Here is a 19,535-nt window from a genome sequence, read left to right as displayed (position 1 = left end):
TACCAGAAGGGATTGGTCCCGTTAACGTGACAGAGATGGGGGGCTTGGGTACAATGAAACTATTCTTCTTGGAGGTGTGGTATGTCGCTGATCACCTGGCTAATTATTATTATTTTGGTTTTGAACACGACGGGTGCGATTTTTACGGTTCTTCGTGAAGTTCGCGACATTTCGACAACCTGGGCCTGGTTGCTGGTGCTGATTTTCCTGCCAATCATCGGGTTCGGTTTTTATCTGTTCGCGGGTCGCGGACTCTCGACCAAAAAACTGCGCCGGATTCAGCGTGAGTATGAGTCTGGGGTCAAAGCGTTTGTGTCGCTTCAAAAACACGAAAATGCCCGAAATAAACTTTTGCCTCCTACTGATTACACTCCGGCGGCAAAAGCTCTGACCGCCTTTTTCCTGAATACGGCCCAGGCACCGGTGCTGGCCCATAACCAGGTTCAGCTTTATACCGATGGCGAAAAGAAGTTTGCTGCGTTGTTTCGCGACATTGAAAGCGCCAAGCACTACATTTATGTCGAGTATTACACCATTTATAATGATGAATTAGGCAATCAGTTTCAGCAATTATTGATTAAAAAGGCCAAACAAGGCGTGACGGTTAAGGTTTTATATGACGCTTGGGGGTCGATGGGTGCCTCGGCAAAATGGTGGCGCCGACTAACCGATGTCGGTGGCCAGGTTGAAAGCTATTTTAGCTCCAAACATCCGATTACCGACTTTCGTTTGAATTACCGCGATCATCGCAAAATCGTTGTGATTGACGATCACGTCGGCTATATTGGCGGATTCAACGTCGGCGATCAATATGTCTCCCGTAAGCCAAAATTTGGCTATTGGCGTGATACTCACCTGCGTATCATAGGTAACACCATTTATGCGTTGAAAATTCGCTTCACAATGGATTGGAATGCGACGGTCGGTGAAAAGGACGAGATTGCTTACAACGTGGAGCAGGACAGTCCTGAAGGTCAATCAGGTGAAGGCATGACGGCCGGCAGTACACCGATTCAGATTGTCGCATCAGGTCCTGATCGCCCTACCCAGCAGATCAAGTTAGGGTATACCAAGCTGATTACCAGCGCTACCAAGTCGGTTTGGATTCAAAGCCCTTATCTGGTTCCGGATGACACGGTGATTGATGCGCTCGTTTCCGCCGCCATGTCGGGCATTGATGTCCGAATCATGATTCCGGATATGCCGGATCATCCGTTTATTTTCCGTGCGACCCAGTACTATGCCACCTATCTGGCTCGTGCCGGCGTTAAAATTTACCATTATCAACATGGCTTCATGCATGCAAAAACGGTGGTTGTCGATGATGCCATTGCCAGTGTCGGGTCAGCTAATTTCGATATTCGTAGTTTTAAACTGAATTTTGAGGTCAACGCCTTTATTTACGATCGTAAGGTTGCCGGAACGCTTGCCGAAATCTTTGAAGCCGATATGAAGCAAAGTTACCTACTGACCCCAGCGATCATTGCTAGTCAAAGCCGCTGGTTACGCTTCAAACAGGACTTTTCTCGGCTCCTGTCGCCGATTTTGTAAGCCAGCCTGTAAGTCATTAAAAATTGAACGATGTTGTCACAAAAACGCCGCGTCAGCATGGTGCACTGAGGCGGCGTTTTTGTGACCGAAATATAGCATTTTCAAAATAATCATATGTGTTTAGCTGATCGCCATAATGGCAGTGAAGAAGGCTTGATGAGTTGCTGATTACCGTTGCCAATCGTCTAGTGCTTTGGTGTGGCCGAGAAGATAGTGGATGGCAGCTTGGACAAGTGTGTCACGGGCAGTCGTTAACTCGTCGCCTTCCAGGTTATATTTGTCGCGCAGGTAACCTTCCGCAATTGCCTGATATTCTTTGCGGGCCTCGCCCCCATCTTTTAGGTAGACATCAATGGCATTCAGATCATCTTTAGCGCGGTTAGCTAATTCTTCAGCCAGATCTTCGACATGTGGCTGGCGTTTATGGGCATAGTCCATCAGCGTGTCATTCATATCAACGACAGCGGCCTCGTCTGCTTTCTTGTCTCGTTTCATGCTAGCAGTCATCTCCTCATATATTAGTATGCACCTACGCCGGCCTTTCATCAACGGCAGCGGGGAAAGTCGCTTTTGCAGTCAACAGAGTGACACTCAGCGGTTTTTCCTTATTGATGAAGTTGCTGACGGGAGCGGAGAAAGAGTTCCTGATAAAGCGCGGACCAACTTTCAAATCGTTCACTAGCCAGATAAAAGACCGGAATGCCAGGCACGATCGATTCCTCACCCGGGGCCAAGGCTTGGGCCGAAATCACAAAGTCAGGATGTTGGTGGATGGTTACCAACCGAATAAATGCCGGGTGAATGAGGTTGAGCCGCACAGTTTCGTATAACGGCTGCGGCATCAACGGGTCCAATGCAACTTTCAGTTTATCAGCAACAGCACTTTCTGTCATGAATGGCCAAAGCAGCTGATAAAAGCCGTCGATAATTTCCTCAAGGGCATGATTTGTTGGTGCCTCACGCGCAAAAAATGCTTTAATCGCCTTGTCCAGCCGCGGATAAAACGCCCGCATCGGATGCGCGGTTTTAGCCAAATCAATATAGGCGCCGTCAGGAAAGATCTGTTCGCTGATTAAAATTTTTAATAAATTGCCGGCTAATGCCAGATCTGTGGTGATTGCCGAGGAAATACCGATCAAGTGGCGGCTAAGATCGGCGCGGATTTTTGCGACGGTTTGCCAAGCCAGCGTGTTGTGTGCGGCGTGGTAACCGACAATCCCCGCAGCCTCAAATTGCTGCTCCGTGTGCAATCGCGGAATACGCCACTGGCCGAGATACAGATAGAGCATTTCGGCTTTGGCAACTTCTGGCGGCAAATGGGCAAAGACATCTGGCAACTTTTCCGGCAACGCGGGCAGCGGCTTCAATTCAGAAAAGTTTAAAGTATTGACAATGGCGTGATCGGCCTGTAACCGATAGAGATTGATGTTAGCTGAAAATCTTAGTTGCTTGACTGAAAAATCCCGCTCGACTAATCCGGCGTCCTGTAAGGCTTGAACCAGCTGACGCGACTGAGGCAATATGTCTGCAAACAAAGGATTGTCAGCGTCAACCAATTGCCACAATAACTGGCGATAAACTTGACGAATTCGCGGCTCTGCGCCGACAAGTGCCAACGGCGTGAGATTAATGGTGACCCCTTTTTGGCGCAAGTACCCACGTAATACGGAAATTCGCCGAAAAAAAGCTGCTCGGGAGAAACCGGTTTCTTCTAATAATATGGGCAACGTTAGATCAGGTTGCATCAGCGTTTTGACCAGAAGTTTTCCGGGAAGCGATCGCCGAAACAAAAAGATTCGGTAACGAACGCGGCTAATCGAAGGCGGTGCCGTCATGTTGCCATCCCCTCTACGTAATAAAGGCGGTGCACCAGGATCAATGGCATGTAAATCCTCGGCGACTTTCGCCATTTGCCGTCGCAGTTGCCGGTAGCTTTCACCGCGGGCCATCGCTGCCGTTGCAATATTCATTTGCCGATTAGGCGCGTCTCGCAAATCGCCATAAAGCGCCAACCGCTCGCGTTCTTCGCGGTCTAGGAACAATTCTTCAAACGCCATGGTGACGACTTCCTTTCCAAATTTTTGCTATAGTATAGCAAAGAAGATCGGCAACCGGATAAATGATGCTTGTGCACTTGTCTCAGACGCGTGTTTCCTTAGCGGGCAGGCTTTTGCCGCATTAAGTCAGCCTATGATTGATTAACACTGGCGTCTGGCATGCATTCTTGCTATACTAAAAGTAAGCAAAAATCAAGTCGACACCATATGCTTTGGGGTATCAAAAAAATTAACCCCAAGATATGGTGTTTTTCATTGACATGTACCCCAATATTGAGTATTCTAAACTACATAAGATAACAAGAAAGGATGATACCTATGCGTAACATCACACTGTTCACGCGCAATGGCTGTCCACAATGCCGGATGACAAAGCGCTACCTCGATACCCACAAGATTCCATTTACGGAACACAACATCAACGAGGAACCTGAATACATCGATTACTTAAAGAAAAAGGGATTCCAGCAGGTTCCTGTTCTTGAAGCAGATGGGCTTGATTCATTCTCCGGGTTTCGACCGGATGCCTTGAAGCAACTGGCTGTCTGAACAGCCAGTTTTTTTATCGCATCGAACTTAACCGAATGAAGATAAATTGCAGTGAAAGCAGGGATTAGCATGTCATTAAAAACAATCAGTCCGGAAGAGGTTACTTATTACGCCCTTAACAACGAGATCAATATTCCCGTTAACGACCAGATTCCGCTCAATAAAGATAAGGAAGCATTACAGGCCTTTTTGACCGAAAATGTGGCGCCAAATACGATGAAGTTTTCGTCGCTACAAGAGCGCTTGAAGTATTTGGTTGACCATCATTATTATGAATCGGGATTTTTAGAAAAGTATCAGCCGGCCTTCCTGGAAAAGCTGGACCAGTTCTTGACGGCTCAGCATTTTCAGTTTAAGTCCTTCATGGCGGCTTATAAGTATTACGCTCAGTATGCGTTAAAGACCGACGATGGCACTCAGTATCTTGAAGATTACAAAGATCGGGTATTTGCCAACGCCCTCTTCTTTGCGGATGGTAATGAGCAGCTGGCGGTGGATCTGGCTGACGAGATGATCCATCAGCGGTATCAGCCGGCTACCCCTTCGTTCCTAAACGCTGGTCGGCAACGCCGTGGCGAATTGGTCTCCTGTTTTCTACTGCAAATTACCGACGACATGAATTCGATTGGCCGCGCGATTAACTCTGCCCTTGAGTTGTCACGAATTGGTGGCGGGGTCGGCCTGACACTATCGAACCTTCGTGAAGCCGGTGCGCCAATCAAAGGCATTGACGGTGCTGCAAGTGGCGTACTTCCGGTTATGAAGTTGTTGGAAGATTCTTTCTCCTACAGCAATCAGTTGGGCCAACGTCAAGGTGCCGGCGTGGTTTATTTGAATGTCTTCCATCCTGATATCATCAGTTTCCTGGGCGCTAAAAAGGAAAACGCAGATGAAAAGTATCGGGTAAAGACCCTTAGCCTCGGCGTCATTGTGCCTGATAAGTATTACGAGCTTATTAAGGACAATGCCGATATGTACCTCTTCTCCCCTTATTCGGTTGAACGAGCTTACGGCAAGCCATTTTCGTATGTGGATATCACCAAGGAATACGACAACATGGTGGCCAATCCGGACATTAAGAAATACAAGATTAAGGCCCGCGATCTGGAAAATGAAATTTCCAAATTACAGCAGGAATCTGGCTATCCTTACATCATCAACATTGACACTGCCAACAATGCGAGCCCGATCGATGGCAAAATCATCATGAGCAACCTGTGCTCGGAAATCATGCAGGTACAGGTACCATCCAAGCTCAACAACAAGCAGGAATATGAAGTCTTAGGGACAGATGTTTCCTGCAACCTGGGTAGCACGAATATTCCTAATTTGATGCACAGTCGCGACTTTGGTCACAGCGTTGAAGCCATGGTTCGGGCATTGACCTATGTCACTGATCATAGCAATATTGACGTTGTGCCGTCTGTTCAGCATGGGAATCACCTGGCACACAGCATTGGCCTTGGCGCGATGGGCTTGCACACGTACTTTGCTAAGAATCATATGTATTATGGTTCACCGGAAAGCCTTGATTTCACCAACATCTATTTCTTGTTGCTGAATTATTACACGTTAAAGGCATCCAACAAGATTGCCAAAGAACGTGGCGAAACATTCCATAATTTTGAAAACAGCAAGTACGCTGATGGCAGTTATTTTGACAAGTATATCCAACAATCATGGGCACCTAAGTACGACAAGGTGCGTGATTTGTTCAAGGATGTTCACATTCCGACCCAGGCGGACTGGGAAGCGCTCAAAGAGAGTGTGATGAAGGACGGCTTGTATCATCAAAACCGGATGGCTGTGGCTCCTAATGGCTCGATCAGCTATATTAATGATACCAGTGCCTCCTTGCAGCCAATTGTTAACCGGATTGAGGATCGCCAGGAAAAGAAGATCGGCACCATTTACTACCCGGCGCCTGGTTTGTCGAATGACACCATGCCTTACTATCAAAGTGCCTACGACATCGACATGCGTAAAGTCATTGATGTTTATGCCGCTGCCCAACAGCACGTTGATCAAGGAATGGCCATGACCCTGTTCATGCGCAGTACCATTCCTGCTGGCCTTTATCCGTGGAAAGACGGCCGAACCGACAAGATGACGACGCGTGATTTGAACATTTTGCGGAACTACGCCCATCACAAAGGCCTCAAGTCGATTTACTACATCCGGACTTACACCGATGACCAAGAAGAAATCGGCAGCAACGCTTGTGAAAGTTGCTCAATTTGATTATCTTTTAACAGGGGGATCTCCCCTGTTTTTACATACAAGGAGCGGAGAATATGGCAAAACAATATATTGCGATTAACTGGAATGCGATTGAAGATGAAGTCGATAAGGCAACTTGGGAAAAGTTGACGGAACAATTTTGGCTGGATACCCGGATCCCTTTATCCAACGATTTAGACGATTGGCGTTCATTGAGTCCTGATGAACAGTGGGTTGTCGGGCATGTCTTTGGCGGGCTGACGTTGCTAGATACCCTGCAAAGTCAAGACGGCATGGCAAGTTTGCGGCAGAATATCCGTACGCAGCAGGAAACAGCGGTCCTGAACAACATCCAGTTCATGGAAAGTGTTCATGCCAAGAGTTATTCATCGATTTTCTCAACGTTGAACACTCCTGCCGAAATTGATGAAATCTTTGACTGGACGAATCATAATGAACATCTACAATACAAAGCTAACAAGATCAACGATATCTACCACAACGGTTCAGCGTTGCAAAAGAAAATTGCCAGTGTCTTTTTGGAAACCTTCCTGTTTTATTCAGGCTTCTTTACCCCACTCTATTATTTAGGCAACAACAAGCTGACCAATGTGGCGGAAATCATTAAGCTGATCATTCGGGATGAAAGTGTCCATGGCACGTATATCGGTTACAAGTTCCAGTTAGGTTTCAATGAACTGCCGGAAGATGAACAGCAAAAGTTGCAGGATTGGATGTACGACTTACTCTACGACTTGTACGAAAACGAAGAAAAGTACACGAATGATTTGTATGCTAAAACCAAGTGGACTGACGAGGTTTTGACTTTCCTGCGTTACAACGCCAACAAAGCGCTCATGAATCTGGGCCAGGAAACCGCCTTTCCAGATACGGCTGATGATGTGAACCCGATTGTTATGAACGGCATTTCGACGTCAACAGCCAACCACGACTTCTTCTCCCAAGTCGGTAATGGTTATCGACTGGGACAGGTTGAAGCCATGCAGGATGATGATTATTCATTTTCAACTGAAGACGAAGGCCACGATAAGTAAGGCTTTCGGAAATGAATGTGTCGAGGAATAAAAAAACCGGCTCCAGATGCGTCGCAAGTTATGCGATACGCATTTGGAGCCGGCTTTTTTTTATATTCACTTTTTAAATCAGAATGTCAGAAATGGCTCATTTTGGATGATCGCGCGATAATCTCTTTTCCTTTCGGTCTAACTTTCTGCTTTTTGCTGGCTGATCGTTTCATGAACGAGGCTTAAGAAGCGTTGGGCGATGCGGGAAAGTTCGCGGTCTCGTTTCCACACTAACGCGATCGAATCGGCTAATGCCGGAGCTAAAGGACGGAAGGTTAAGGAAGTGTTCGATGTTTGCGTTGCCAGATATTCGAGACATAGCGCGCGCCCTAGTCCGACTGCGGTCATGCCTAAAGCATCAGCGGTCAAATCGTAGGTGCCAACGATGTAAGCCGGGTCGAGTCCCTGTCCTAGCCAGTGTTCAAAGGCACTGCGAGTATGCGTAGCCCGCGGCAGAATCAGTTCGCTATCGTTAAGATCATTTGGCGTGATCAGAAGGTTATCGGTTAATGGATCATCGGTGGTCATCAAAACGCCCCAAGCATCGCGAATCGGGAGCGGCAGGCTTTCGTACTGAGTCTGTTCCTTACCTGGGCGCAAAATAAAATCGTACATACCGGCTTCAAGATTAGCAATCAGACTTTCATCAGAACCATAAGTCACATGGACATGCAGACTGGGATACTGCTGGCGGAGGGATTGGGCAACCTGCAACATCAGGCGCTTACCACTGGTTTCGCTGGCACCAATGTAAAGATCACCACCCAGAGTATGTTTGCCTTGCAAATTATTTTTGGTGCGTTCGGCGATGGCGGTTAACTCGCGGGCTCGGTTCAATAAGTAGGTGCCATCTTCCGTCAAGGTAACCCGTCGATTTCCCCGGATCAGCAGTTTAACGCCCAGTTCTTTTTCCAGATCTTTTAATTGGCGCGATAACCCCGGCTGGGAAATGCCCAATGTTCTGGCAGCAGCCGTAATACTGCCATGGTCGGCAATTTCAATAAAGTTACGCAACGTCTGCAGTTCCATAAACTCCCCTACTTCCTATCAGTTCTGATTATCGCAAATGCTTTCCTATAACTATTATAACCTATCAAGACCACTTTGTATTCCCTTTCACACGCCTTTGCTCAACTGTGGCTTAAATCCGCTGCTCGGAAGATGATGCTTCAATGCATTCACTTCTGGTTATCAGCATCGCGCAATCGCTTTGTTTAGCGCCATTCTTCTAAAAAAGCATCGACTCAATGAGTCGATGCTAATAGGATTACCAAATTTGAACGCGTTTTTCCGGCGGTAGATACATGCCGTCGCCTGGTTGAACATCAAACGTCGTGTACCAGTCATCCAGATTACGCGGCTGGATATTGGCACGCAGTTCATGCGGGGCATGGACATCGACGGCCAACAACATCTTTGCCCGTTCAAGCCGGGACTTGGAACGCCAGATGCGGGCCCAGTTAATGAAAAATGCTCGCAGATCGGCATCCGGCTCGCGTTTGGCAGTATCCAAAGCTGCCGGCAGTCCACCGGCGTCGGCGATATTTTCCGACACAACGAGTTTACCGTTAACTTTGCCTGCTTCGGTTTCGAGACCGTCAAATTCGTCAATCATGGCTTTGGTTAGCTCATTAAAGTGCGCATAGTCTGCTTTTTGCCACCAGTTGACCATATTACCAAATTCGTCAAACTGTGCCCCGTTATTATCGAACCCATGCGAAATTTCGTGAGCGATAACGGCACCGATGCCACCAAGGTTTTCTGAGGCGGTCTGCTTCAATGAATAAAATGGCGCCTGCAGGATCGCTGCTGGGAATGTGATGTCATTTTTTGACGGGTCGTAACTGGCATTGACCAAGTGACCTGGCATGTTCCAGACACTGCGATCAACCGGCTTGCTTAGTTTATCGTAGTTGTATTGTTGTTGAACGATTTGCATGGCTTTCAAATTCTCAAGTAATGACTTTTCTGGATCAACGTGCAGCAAATCGTAAATGGCTTCGGGTTTGTCCGGATAACCCATTTTAAGTACCATCTTATCCAGCTTAAGAATGGCTTTATCTTTGGTTGGTTGTGAGAGCCAATCAGAATTGGCCAGGCGCTGTTTGTAAGTGGCAATCATTTTTTCGACCAATTGGGTTACATCGGCCTTGGCCTTCTCGCCAAAATAAGTGCGGCCATAATAAATACCGATTGGCTCACTGAAGTAGGCATTGGTTACCCGATAGGCATGCTTAACCTGATCCGGTGATTTCGGCGCCCCGGATAATGCGCGATTATAGGTACCGCCTAATTGCCGCAGCGGTTCGCTCAAGAAGCCTGCAACACTATCGAGACTTAATACATAAAGCCAGTCGCGGTAGTTCGCAAAATTGGCTTCATTGAATAACTGACCGAATTCATCCAAAAAGCGCGGATCGGCGACGACGATGGTATCCGGAACCGTTTTGAAAATTGCCTTCAGGAAGTTTTCAAAATCGAATGGTTTGAGCTTTTCAACGACAGTGGTTGTCGGCATTGGATTGTAAGCTTTTGGATAATCCGCCCACTCTTCGGAACTTTTGACGTGTTTAGCAATTTCGGCATCAAAAGCAAGCGCGCCGGCCAAGGTTGTCTTTTGCGCTGCGTCATCAAGATCAGTGTATGCCAGCAGCTTGCTCATCATGTCCTTGAAGATCGCAAGTAGTTGGGCTCCGTTTTGATTGTCTTTGGCGTAATAGGAAGTATCCGGCAAAATTGTCTTGGGTCCCATGAGATTAATGACATTTTTGCTGGTGTCTTTCATGTCGGCATCGACGAAGACGTTGAATGGCGGATCAATGAGTTGCTGCTGCAGTAACTCGGCAGCACGGTGATTGTAGTCAGCCAAATCTTTGATGGCAGCAACTTGGTGCAACGTTGGTAAAGCCGGTGCAAAGCCGGCAGCGTCGCGCGTCTTAAAATCCTTGGCTTGCTGATAAAGCGTGACTGCCTGGGCAAAATATTTGTCCGGTGCTTCTTTTGAACCATCGGCAACAGCCGCAAAGTCGGCCATCATTTTTTCTTCTACTTCATCGGCTAAATCCTGGAAGCCGCCGGTACTGCTTTTGTCATCAGGAATGACTGCTTGATCCATCCAGGCCCCATTTACTGCTCGGTATAGATCGTCTTGGTAGCGCACTTTATTCGTCATTCAAAAGCTCCTTTCATAATAAAACGATATAGGACAATCTTAACGCATTTCTCATTTAGTTGCACGAGGAATCAGCTGAGCGGTGCCGGCTGTCATTGTCACTGTAAAGCCAAATAGAACGATTGCTAAAAGGTGTTCACTCTGAGCCATATAAAAATATGTTATGGAATCGATACCATTTGAACTAATGAATTGTTTGCAATCGAAATCGCTTTCTTTTTAATGATTAACTCGTTAAAATAGACCATGTACCAAATGGCGCTTAACAATCTTCGTTGAGTGCCACAAGATCGGATGGTGAACCGGCCGTTCGGTTTCTAACCACGCCGGTTCACGCTTTACCATAACGCGTTCACCGGCGCAGGAGTCTGCGTGTAAGGGTCTTGGTCGCAATGGCCAAAGAGCGGGCCATCACGCCCAAGTCCACTTACACTCCGACTCCTAACCGCGCCGGTTCACGCTAACAAGGAGGAAACCTATAAATGTACTATGTCATTATGAAGTCCCACGATATTCGCGAGAATTTGGCAACTGAGCAGTATTTGATGAATGCCAAACAGTTTGATGAGCCACTGTTGCTTTTTTATTATGAAAAGCCGAGTGTCATTGTCGGGCGCAACCAGAATACACTGGAAGAATTGAATCAGAAGTATGTTGAGGAGCACAATATTGTCGTAACGCGTCGGCTGTCAGGTGGCGGTGCGGTTTATCACGATTTGGGTAACCTATGCTTCTCGTTTGTGGTTGATAGTGATTCTGAAGAATTCGGCGACTTCAAGTCCTTCACTCAGCCGATTGTGGATGCGATTCATACGATGGGTGCCACGAGTGCTGAGGTTTCCGGCCGCAATGATATGCTGGTTGACGGCAAGAAGTTCTCAGGCAGCGCGATGTATACCCGCAACGGCAAGACGTTCTCTCATGGTACTTTAATGCTAGATGTGGACATGAGTGTCATTCCTAAAGTCCTCAACGTACCGGAAGACAAGATTAAGAGTAAAGGTATTAAGTCCGTTAAGAGCCGGGTCACCAACCTGCGCCCTTATCTGGACAAAAAGTACCAAGATATGACGCTTCCGGAATTTCGGGATATTTTGTTGACACGGTTGTTTGGCGTTGATGATGTTGCCGAAATTAAAGACAAGGAATATCATGTTACCGACGCTGACCAAGTCGAAATCAAGAAGATTTATGACGACGTTTACAACAACTGGGACTGGGTTTATGGCCACAGTCCGGAATTTACCACCAAGAAGCGTAAGCATTTTGATTATGGTACAATCGATGCCCGTTTTGATATTAAGGACGGCAAGATCGCAAACGTTAAATTCTACGGTGACTTCTTTGGACCCAAAGATGTTGCTGACGTCGCTGCTGCGTTGAAAGACAAGCCGTATACGTCTCAGGCAGTTAAGGAGACACTGGATGGCATTAACACCAATGATTACTTCACCAATATTCCTAAAGATGACGTGATCAACTTGCTGGTACCTTAAGCATTAATCAGTTCAATATTTCCAAAAAGGGGGGCAGCCATTTTACCGGCTGCCCCTTTATCTACGCCTCGTTGGAAGCGTTAATTATATTTAATTTGGCTAATGGCGTACGCCTGAATTCGTTTAGCTCCTCGCCCAGTTGCTACCGTAATGACGCCGCGTTCGTTGTACGGCTTAACTTTTGCCGCCTTAATATCGACGACGCGGCCTTTTAGGCAACGGCGATCGATCGTATCGATCGCAACCTCGTGCTGTGAGTGTAAAGCATCTTGAAGCAAGTTGGTAATTTCTTCCGGGCGTTGTGCCATAAGAATTCCTCCTTCATCTTCATGCCGTCTAAAATGCTGGCGGCAACTGTTTCAACGCGTATTGCCGGTTTACCGGGCAATGCAGTAACTGAAAACGTTTACGAGTTCAGTATAACGGTTGCCGGACTAAATTTCAGTAACCTTGGCTCAGATCGACTTGGTGACTTGCTAATTGACCGCTTGATACCAAGGCCTGAAGGTTTTCATTAAAAATTTTAAAAACTTGGTCGCGCAAATGAGGAACCGTGCCGGAAATGTGCGGCGTCAACAAAACCTGATCCATGTCCCAAAGCGGTGAGGTTTGTGGCAATGGCTCAGGATCGACCACGTCAAGGACAGCGGCACGCAACTGCTGGGATTGCAGCGCTTGAACGAGTGCCGCTGTTTCGACTGAAGCACCACGACCGATGTTAACGAAAATTGGTTGTCGATCGAGAGCAGCAAAGAACTCGGCATCATAAAAATGTCTGGTAGCAGGCGTCAACGGGAGTGCATTAATCACAATATCGGCGGCAGAAATCACGCGTTTCGTCTCCGCATCGGTTACCACATCGTCGAAGCCGGCTGCAGGTCGACCATGGGCACTGACGCCAATCGTATGCAATCCTAGCGCATGCAACTTGGAGGCAATTGTCGAGCCAATATGGCCGGTTCCAAAAATAACCACCGTCAATCCATTCAATAGCGTCATCGGCGGCCGCTCCTGACGCAATGACCACATCTGGTGCCCTGCGCGAATCGCCGGTAGGATGCCACGACTGATGGTGAACAAAGCGCCAAGCACATATTCGGCGATCGGTTCCGCGTGAATGCCGCTGGTATTGGCCAGCAAGACGTGATGCTTGGCAAAATCAGCGAGCGGTAAATAGTCAACCCCAGCGGACATTGCCTGGACAAACTGCAGATGGTCATAATTAACCGTTGCCGAGGCCGCATGCCAGCCGTAAATGACATCGATTTGCTGAGCAGTCGTTGCGTCCAGTTGATCTTCTTCGATCACGGTATGTCCAGCTTTTTCCAATACCTGCCGTTGCGCTGGTTCAAGACTGAAGCTATTTAGAATCTTCACGATTCATCCCTCTTTTCTGTCATGATGGTGCCAATTAGGTTTACCCCAATACTGGAAAAGATCGGTTCGGATTGTGCCATTGTATAGTTTGCGGCGTTTGGTCGCTTTACTGCCATAGGCTTTCTCAAAGCCCATGTCGCTCGTTAAAATGTATTTGCTCCAGGTGGTCAAAGGCGCAAAGGCCCGACCCATTTCCGCATACAGCTGGCGGACGGCCGCTTGATCACTTAGACGTTGGCCATAAGGCGGATTAGCCACTATGACGCCGTTTTCTTTAGTGGTCGTGAAATCTTTAACCGCCAACTGTTTAAATTGAATACTATGAAGTAAACCTGCTTGCTGGGCGTTTAATTTGGCCATGTCAATCATGTCACCGTTAATGTCACTTGCCTGAATATCAAGTTCTCGGTCAAAATCCGCCTGATCCATAGCCTGATCTTTGGTGGTCTGCAATACGTCTTGATCAAAAAAGCCGAAGTTTTCAAAGGCAAAATGCCGCTGCAGGCCCGGCGCCAAATGATGGCCAATCAAAGCCGCTTCAATCGCGATGGTTCCGGAACCGGTTGTAGGGTCGACAAACGGCATGTCCGGATGCCAGTTGGTGAGCAAAACCAGTGCTGCCGCAAAGTTCTCTTTAAGCGGTGCCTCCCCTTTGGCAATCCGGTAACCGCGTTTAAATAAGCTGGGACCGGTTGTATCCAGCGTCAGCGTTGCCACATCTTTTAAAATCGAAACTTCAAGCGGATACTTAGCTCCGGTTTCGGGTAAACGGGTGGTGCGGTGGTAAACGGCCGACATTTTCTCGACAATCGCTTTTTTGGTAATGGCTTGTGCATCAGGCTCAGAATGTAACTGTGAGCGAACCGCGCGGCCTTCAACCGGGAACGCCGCATCCAGTGGCAAATACTGATCCCACGGCAACGCTTTGACGCCTTCAAACAATTCATCAAAAGTGCGTGCCTTGAACTGACCGACCACGATTTTGATTCGATCGGCACTGCGCAACCAGACATTGGTTAAAGCAATGGTTTGGTCATCGCCTTGAAAATACACTTTGCCATTTTCGGTTCGGGTCTCGATACCCAGTGCTTTTAGTTCCTTGGTCGTAACAGCTTCAAGTCCTGCTGCCATCGTTGCGACGAGTTGATATGTCATGACATGATTTCCTTTCAAAATGCCGGTTTAAAGAATGGTGTTCAGATTTAGTTTAACTTTTTTTGATGGGGTTGGCGATGTTGGATTTTAAGGTGGGCGGAATTGTTGGTGGGGATAGGCGATTGAGTTTTTGCGTTCTGTAACGCGTTTACCGGTGCAGGAGCCTTCGTGTAAGGAGCTTGGGCGTGATGGTAAAGCTCGCGTTAACTGGGAGATTTCTATTGTGGGCAAGTATGTAGTCTGACTTTTGCGTTCTATAACGCGCTCGCCAGCGCAGAAGCTTGCGTGTAAGGGCCTCAGCCCCAAATGGCCAAAGCCCAGCCATTTGGGGCTGAGGCCACTTACACTCCAGCTTCTAACCGCGCCGGCTCGCGCTCACAAAAAAACAGCCCGAGTCTCCCCGAGCTGTGCCTGCATGTAGATCCCTATAAGCCATGTTTTGTTCCAGAGCCTGTTCAGGCGCAGGTTCCTTCAGTCATCATCTATCTCAGCGTTGCCGCTGTATTGCCGTCGCTTCAGTTTGCTTGGCAAAACGCCCCTACCAAAAGTTTGGGTTACTCGCTCGCGGGGTTTACCCGTTCCACCGTTTAGGTTTCCCTGAACGTTTCGTCACTGTGGCACTTTTCAGACCTACTGGCGCATAGCCGAAACCTTAGCGCGGTTGGTCGCCGTAACCGTTGACACGGTCCCTAAGCTTATTGGGCTTAGCACGAACACTACAAGCATCGCAGCTTGTGCGGGCATGGACTTTCCTCAGCCTGCAGATGCAGACCGCGATCACTCAGGATCTACATGTGATCATCAATATTGGTCAACGTCGGAATGGCTGTTGTCATCGTGGGTATCAGCGCTACCACTATCCGACAGCTTTGAACCGAAAACATGACGTTCCAGATTACTCAGACGTTTAAGAATGTCATAATTTGTCGCAGCAGCGTTGGTTTGCGGTGTCTGCGCACTGACATTCTTGGAAACACTCAGCTGTTTGGTTAGCTCATCGACCCGACTAAACAGCTTTGCATTTTCTTCTTTCAGTCGATCAATCTCGTTAGTAAAAGCTTCATAATCACGAATGATGCCGTCTAAAAATTCATCGACTTCATCCGGATCATAACCGCGAACCTTATTCTTGAACTTCTTGTCCAAAATATCTTTAGGTCCGTACTGGATACTAAATTTTGTTTCTTTGTTACTATCCATTCCGACACACCTCATTGTTTTCATGGAACCAGACTAACAATAAGCTTACCATATCTCAATCGTTTTGAAAATGCTCATTTTCCGCTTCTGCCATTTCTTGGGCAGTGTCTTCCAAATCGTCCATGGTAATCAACGTGACCGGATAATCACGCCGATTAGCCATATCCTCAGCAGCGCGGTAATCCCATTGCGGCTTACCGGGAAACTCCGGATCGTAAACAATCACCGCAGCATCCGTGTGTGCGGTCATGAACCGCGTATAACCCTGCAACTGTGCCGGTCGTTGATATGGCGCTTGCGAAACCGCATCGGAAAAATCGACTTGCTGGCGTAGTGCGGCCAATTGTCCCTGATTGGCTTCATTCCACTTTGAGCCAAAATCCGTAAACGGCAGCATCATCGCAATTTTAAAGTCGGGATACAATGGCTTCAGCGTTAAAGCGACCTCGATTGCCCACTGCTCAACGCCTAATTGACCGCCGGTAATCAGCCAGTTTAGACCTTCATCCAGATACTGAAGTAAGGTATTTTTTAATGAAGTTTTAAGGACTTTTAGCTTCGGGTCCTGATTGCCAAAGACGTTGAGTTCATAGGCACGGTATCCGGTTATCCATAATCGTTTTCCAGCCATGATTTTCCTCCAAATATTAGGCCAACGCGGTTGATATTGGTATAATAGCGCCAGGAGTGTGATCGCATGACCATTCGTTATCCCAATGGTAATCCATACAAAGACGGGACGCAATTGTCACCCAGTTCCGTTTCGCGCCCAACGATTTATGGCGGGCGTGGGATGACATTAGAAGAAGAACTTAATCTCAGTAATCAGTATTATCGCAGTGTTGACAAGGCGGTCGTGTATAAAAAGCCGACGCCTGTGCAAATTGTAAAAGTCGACTACCCCAAACGTAGCCAGGCGGTGATTCGCGAAGCGTACTTTAAGACACCTTCTACCACAGATTATAATGGGGTTTATCGTGGTTATTACCTTGACTTTGAGGCCAAGGAAACCAAGAATAAGGCAAGCTTCCCGCTAAAAAACTTCCATCAGCACCAGATTGATCATTTTCGGCGCTGTTTGAAGCAAAACGGGATCTGTTTTGTTGTGATTCGATTTGCGACCATTAAGCGACTTTTTGTTTTTCCGGCAAGCCGACTAATCGCATGCTGGGATCACCAGAGCACCGGTGGCCGTAAGTCGATTCCTTTAACAAAAATCATTCAACACGGATTTGAACTCCATCCGCAGTTGCAACCGGTCGTGCCGTTTCTTGACGGCGTTGACTGGTTGATCGAAACGAAAGTAGGTAATTTGCGTGGCTGATAATCAGAACATGTCGCGAATGGCGCGACGCCGCGAAGATAAACTCACTAATGGACCCAAGCCGCCCAAGAAATTGTGGCGGCGTATTCTCAAATGGACATTGCTTGGATTGCTTGTCCTCTTCATTGCAGGCGTGGGCCTGTTCTCTTGGTATGCCAAAGATGCCCCTGAAGTCACCCAGGCGAAGTTGGAATCAGGCGGTTCCAGCACCATTTATGATCGCAGCGGAAACGAGATCACGACGCTTGGACTCGAAAACCGTGATTATGTGAAAGCTTCCGAAATTCCGCAGCAGTTGAAAGATGCCGTTGTTTCAATTGAAGATCGCCGATTCTACGATGAAAAGTTAGGCGTTGATCCAGTCCGAATCATCGGCGCCGCCTTCAACAACCTGACCGGAACCAGCGATGGCCTTCAAGGTGGTTCGACTTTGACGCAGCAGCTCATTAAGCTGTCTGTATTTAGTACCAAGTCATCTGACCAAACGCTGCGCCGTAAAGCTCAGGAAGCTTGGTTGGCGATGCAGGTTCAACAAAAATATAGTAAAGATCAGATTCTGGAGTACTACATCAACAAAGTCTTCATGAATTATGGTCAGTACGGGATGAGCACCGGCGCCAAGTTTTATTTTAATAAATCGCTTAAAGATCTGACGTTAGCGCAGACGGCGTTCATTGCCGGCCTTCCACAAAGTCCTGCCGGTTACGATCCGTACAAATATCCGCAAAAGGCAACCCAGCGCCGCAATGCGGTTATTGATGCGATGCTGCGGGACAAGAAGATCACAGCCGCAGACGCTAAAAAGGCCAAGGCTACGCCGATTACGGATGGCCTGCAGCCGAAACAGCAGCAAACCAATACCACGACCAATGACAAGATTATCGATTCTTACCTCACCCAGGTGATAGCCGAAGTGAAGAAGAAAACCGGGTTAAATCCGTATACTGATAATCTGGATATCTATACCAATATTGACATGAGTGCCCAGCGTCGATTGTATGACATCGTTAATACTGACGACTATGTTAGTTTCCCTGACGATTCTTTCCAAACCGGGGTGACCATGACCGATCCGGATAATGGTGAAGTGCTGGCGCAGATCGGTGGCCGTAAAACCGGCGATGTCCGCCTTGCCTATAACCGCGCGGCGCAAAATACCCGAAGCAATGGGTCGACCATGAAACCGCTCATGGATTATGGGCCGGCAATTGAATATCTGAACTATTCCACTTATGAACAAATGCTGGATGAACCTTATCAATATCCGGGCACCAGTATTTCCCTGTATGACTGGGATAAAAAGTACCAAGGTCGTATTTCCATGCGGACGGCACTGGAACAATCGCGGAATATTCCGGCGGTCAAAACTTTGAGTGCCGTTGGTATGACCAACGCCGTGAAATTCTTGAAAGGCTTGGGCATTGATTTGCCAAGCTCGGAGCAGTATCTCTCAAGTGCGATTGGTGCTTCGGTTAACACCGTTCAAGAAGCGGGCGCTTATGGCGCATTTGCAAATGGTGGTACCTATTACAAACCGTATTACGTCAATAAGATTGTAACTGCTGACGGTAACACGCAGACCTTTAACAGTCAAGGAACGCGGGCGATGAAGTCAAGTACCGCGTATATGATTACCGACATGCTTAAAGGTGTGCTGACTAAGGGTACCGGGACAGCAGCCGCTATTTCCGGACTCCATCAAGCCGGCAAGACCGGAACCACCGATTACAGTGATGCCGAACTCAAACAAAATCCGGCGTTAAACGCAACGGGAATTGCTAAGGACGCTTGGTTTACGGGTTATACGCGTAATCGGGTCATTTCGGTCTGGACAGGTTATGACAAGCCGACATCGCATGGTATCACTTATGCTGAACAGGAAATTTCGCAGAAAATATACAAAGCGCTGATGAGCTATACCTCACAGAATTTGGACAATCGCGACTGGACTAAACCGGATACAGTTGAATCCTACAATATTTTAAAAGGCAGCAATCCGGGAACGGCGATTACTGGCGGCTCAGGTAATACCACGAAAGAACTGTACGTCCGTGGTCACGGGCCAAGCAGTCGCAAAGCGGTCGCCGAGTCTTCATCCTCAAGTGTCAGTTCCGAATCATCGTCTTCACGGGCTAGTGACGAAAGCTCCAGCAGTGAAGTTTCCGAAAGCGTTGAATCAAGCGTTTCAACCCCGAGTGTCACAACACCAAGTGCCTCGCAGGCTTCACAAGAAGAACCATCTTCAAATAGTACGCCTTCATCGGCAAGCGGTGGTGGCTCTAGCGGCAGTCAGTAAGACACTTAACGACTGAATACTAAAAAGCTCGATGCAACCGCCAGATGTTTTGG

16 protein-coding genes and 1 other RNA gene are annotated in these 19,535 nt (G+C 47.7%); 7 read left to right on the top strand and 10 right to left on the bottom strand.

Annotated features, from left to right (window positions below; genetic code table 11):
- The first annotated feature begins 81 nt into the window (after positions 1-81).
- On the top strand, positions 82-1,551 hold the full coding sequence (gene cls, locus LACZS1_RS08080; protein ID WP_010488280.1) for a cardiolipin synthase: 1,470 nt from the start codon (positions 82-84) through the stop codon (positions 1,549-1,551).
- A gap of 168 nt (positions 1,552-1,719) precedes the next feature.
- On the opposite strand, the gene LACZS1_RS08075 is transcribed toward cls, so the two are convergent.
- Both LACZS1_RS08075 and LACZS1_RS08070 read right to left on the bottom strand, forming a co-directional pair.
- Entirely contained in the window at positions 1,720-2,046 is a 327-nt protein-coding gene (locus LACZS1_RS08075) for a hypothetical protein (RefSeq protein WP_070651887.1), read from the bottom strand.
- Positions 2,047-2,156: 110 nt separating this feature from the next.
- Positions 2,157-3,608, bottom strand: a complete 1,452-nt coding sequence (locus tag LACZS1_RS08070; protein ID WP_070651888.1) for a helix-turn-helix domain-containing protein — start codon at positions 3,606-3,608, stop codon at positions 2,157-2,159.
- A gap of 318 nt (positions 3,609-3,926) precedes the next feature.
- Here LACZS1_RS08070 and nrdH point away from each other — a divergent pair, with 318 nt between their 5' ends.
- The 3 genes from nrdH (at position 3,927) to nrdF (ending at position 7,432) form a co-directional block, all read left to right on the top strand.
- Entirely contained in the window at positions 3,927-4,157 is a 231-nt protein-coding gene (gene nrdH / locus LACZS1_RS08065) for a glutaredoxin-like protein NrdH (RefSeq protein WP_010488276.1), read from the top strand.
- A gap of 69 nt (positions 4,158-4,226) precedes the next feature.
- Positions 4,227-6,398 (top strand): class 1b ribonucleoside-diphosphate reductase subunit alpha, encoded by a 2,172-nt coding sequence (gene nrdE / locus LACZS1_RS08060; RefSeq protein WP_070651889.1) that lies wholly within the window; start codon positions 4,227-4,229, stop codon positions 6,396-6,398.
- Positions 6,399-6,451: 53 nt separating this feature from the next.
- The gene (gene nrdF, locus LACZS1_RS08055) at positions 6,452-7,432 is read left to right on the top strand and encodes a class 1b ribonucleoside-diphosphate reductase subunit beta (RefSeq protein ID WP_047106162.1); all 981 of its coding nucleotides are present in this window, start codon (positions 6,452-6,454) and stop codon (positions 7,430-7,432) included.
- A gap of 168 nt (positions 7,433-7,600) precedes the next feature.
- Here nrdF and LACZS1_RS08050 read toward each other — a convergent pair whose 3' ends face one another.
- Together LACZS1_RS08050 and LACZS1_RS08045 are read right to left on the bottom strand one after the other, a co-directional pair.
- Positions 7,601-8,491 carry a LysR family transcriptional regulator gene (locus LACZS1_RS08050; RefSeq protein WP_070651890.1) on the bottom strand — a complete coding sequence of 297 codons (891 nt, stop codon included), beginning with the start codon at positions 8,489-8,491 and terminating at the stop codon, positions 7,601-7,603.
- Between the two features lie 238 nt (positions 8,492-8,729).
- Positions 8,730-10,634 carry a M13 family metallopeptidase gene (locus LACZS1_RS08045; protein WP_306402833.1) on the bottom strand — a complete coding sequence of 635 codons (1,905 nt, stop codon included), beginning with the start codon at positions 10,632-10,634 and terminating at the stop codon, positions 8,730-8,732.
- Between the two features lie 482 nt (positions 10,635-11,116).
- Here LACZS1_RS08045 and lplA point away from each other — a divergent pair, with 482 nt between their 5' ends.
- A complete protein-coding gene (gene lplA, locus LACZS1_RS08040) occupies positions 11,117-12,130 on the top strand; it encodes a lipoate--protein ligase (protein ID WP_010488266.1) in 1,014 nt (337 codons plus the stop codon).
- An 80-nt stretch (positions 12,131-12,210) separates the two neighbouring features.
- On the opposite strand, the gene LACZS1_RS08035 is transcribed toward lplA, so the two are convergent.
- The 6 genes from LACZS1_RS08035 to LACZS1_RS08010 all read right to left on the bottom strand — a co-directional run bounded on the left by LACZS1_RS08035 (position 12,211) and on the right by LACZS1_RS08010 (position 16,493).
- Positions 12,211-12,438 (bottom strand): hypothetical protein, encoded by a 228-nt coding sequence (locus LACZS1_RS08035; RefSeq protein ID WP_025012388.1) that lies wholly within the window; start codon positions 12,436-12,438, stop codon positions 12,211-12,213.
- 133 nt (positions 12,439-12,571) lie between these two features.
- On the bottom strand, positions 12,572-13,507 hold the full coding sequence (locus LACZS1_RS08030; protein ID WP_070651892.1) for an NAD(P)-dependent oxidoreductase: 936 nt from the start codon (positions 13,505-13,507) through the stop codon (positions 12,572-12,574).
- Between the two features lie 3 nt (positions 13,508-13,510).
- Positions 13,511-14,662 (bottom strand): THUMP domain-containing class I SAM-dependent RNA methyltransferase, encoded by a 1,152-nt coding sequence (locus tag LACZS1_RS08025; RefSeq protein ID WP_025012390.1) that lies wholly within the window; start codon positions 14,660-14,662, stop codon positions 13,511-13,513.
- Positions 14,663-15,085: 423 nt separating this feature from the next.
- Positions 15,086-15,451, bottom strand: an RNA gene (gene rnpB, locus LACZS1_RS08020) — RNase P RNA component class B.
- Between the two features lie 12 nt (positions 15,452-15,463).
- Entirely contained in the window at positions 15,464-15,862 is a 399-nt protein-coding gene (gene gpsB, locus LACZS1_RS08015; protein ID WP_010488257.1) for a cell division regulator GpsB, read from the bottom strand.
- A gap of 55 nt (positions 15,863-15,917) precedes the next feature.
- Positions 15,918-16,493 (bottom strand): SLOG family protein, encoded by a 576-nt coding sequence (locus LACZS1_RS08010; protein ID WP_010488255.1) that lies wholly within the window; start codon positions 16,491-16,493, stop codon positions 15,918-15,920.
- A gap of 66 nt (positions 16,494-16,559) precedes the next feature.
- Here LACZS1_RS08010 and recU point away from each other — a divergent pair, with 66 nt between their 5' ends.
- Together recU and LACZS1_RS08000 are read left to right on the top strand one after the other, a co-directional pair.
- The gene (gene recU, locus LACZS1_RS08005; protein WP_010488253.1) at positions 16,560-17,186 is read left to right on the top strand and encodes a Holliday junction resolvase RecU; all 627 of its coding nucleotides are present in this window, start codon (positions 16,560-16,562) and stop codon (positions 17,184-17,186) included.
- Positions 17,179-19,482 carry a PBP1A family penicillin-binding protein gene (locus LACZS1_RS08000; protein WP_070651893.1) on the top strand — a complete coding sequence of 768 codons (2,304 nt, stop codon included), beginning with the start codon at positions 17,179-17,181 and terminating at the stop codon, positions 19,480-19,482. Before recU ends, LACZS1_RS08000 begins: the two co-directional genes overlap by 8 nt.
- The last annotated feature ends 53 nt before the right edge of the window (positions 19,483-19,535 follow it).

The sequence above is a fragment of the Lacticaseibacillus zeae subsp. silagei genome (assembly GCF_030770335.1).
Lineage (GTDB): Bacteria > Bacillota > Bacilli > Lactobacillales > Lactobacillaceae > Lacticaseibacillus > Lacticaseibacillus zeae.
This window is presented reverse-complemented; position numbering and strand designations above follow the sequence as displayed.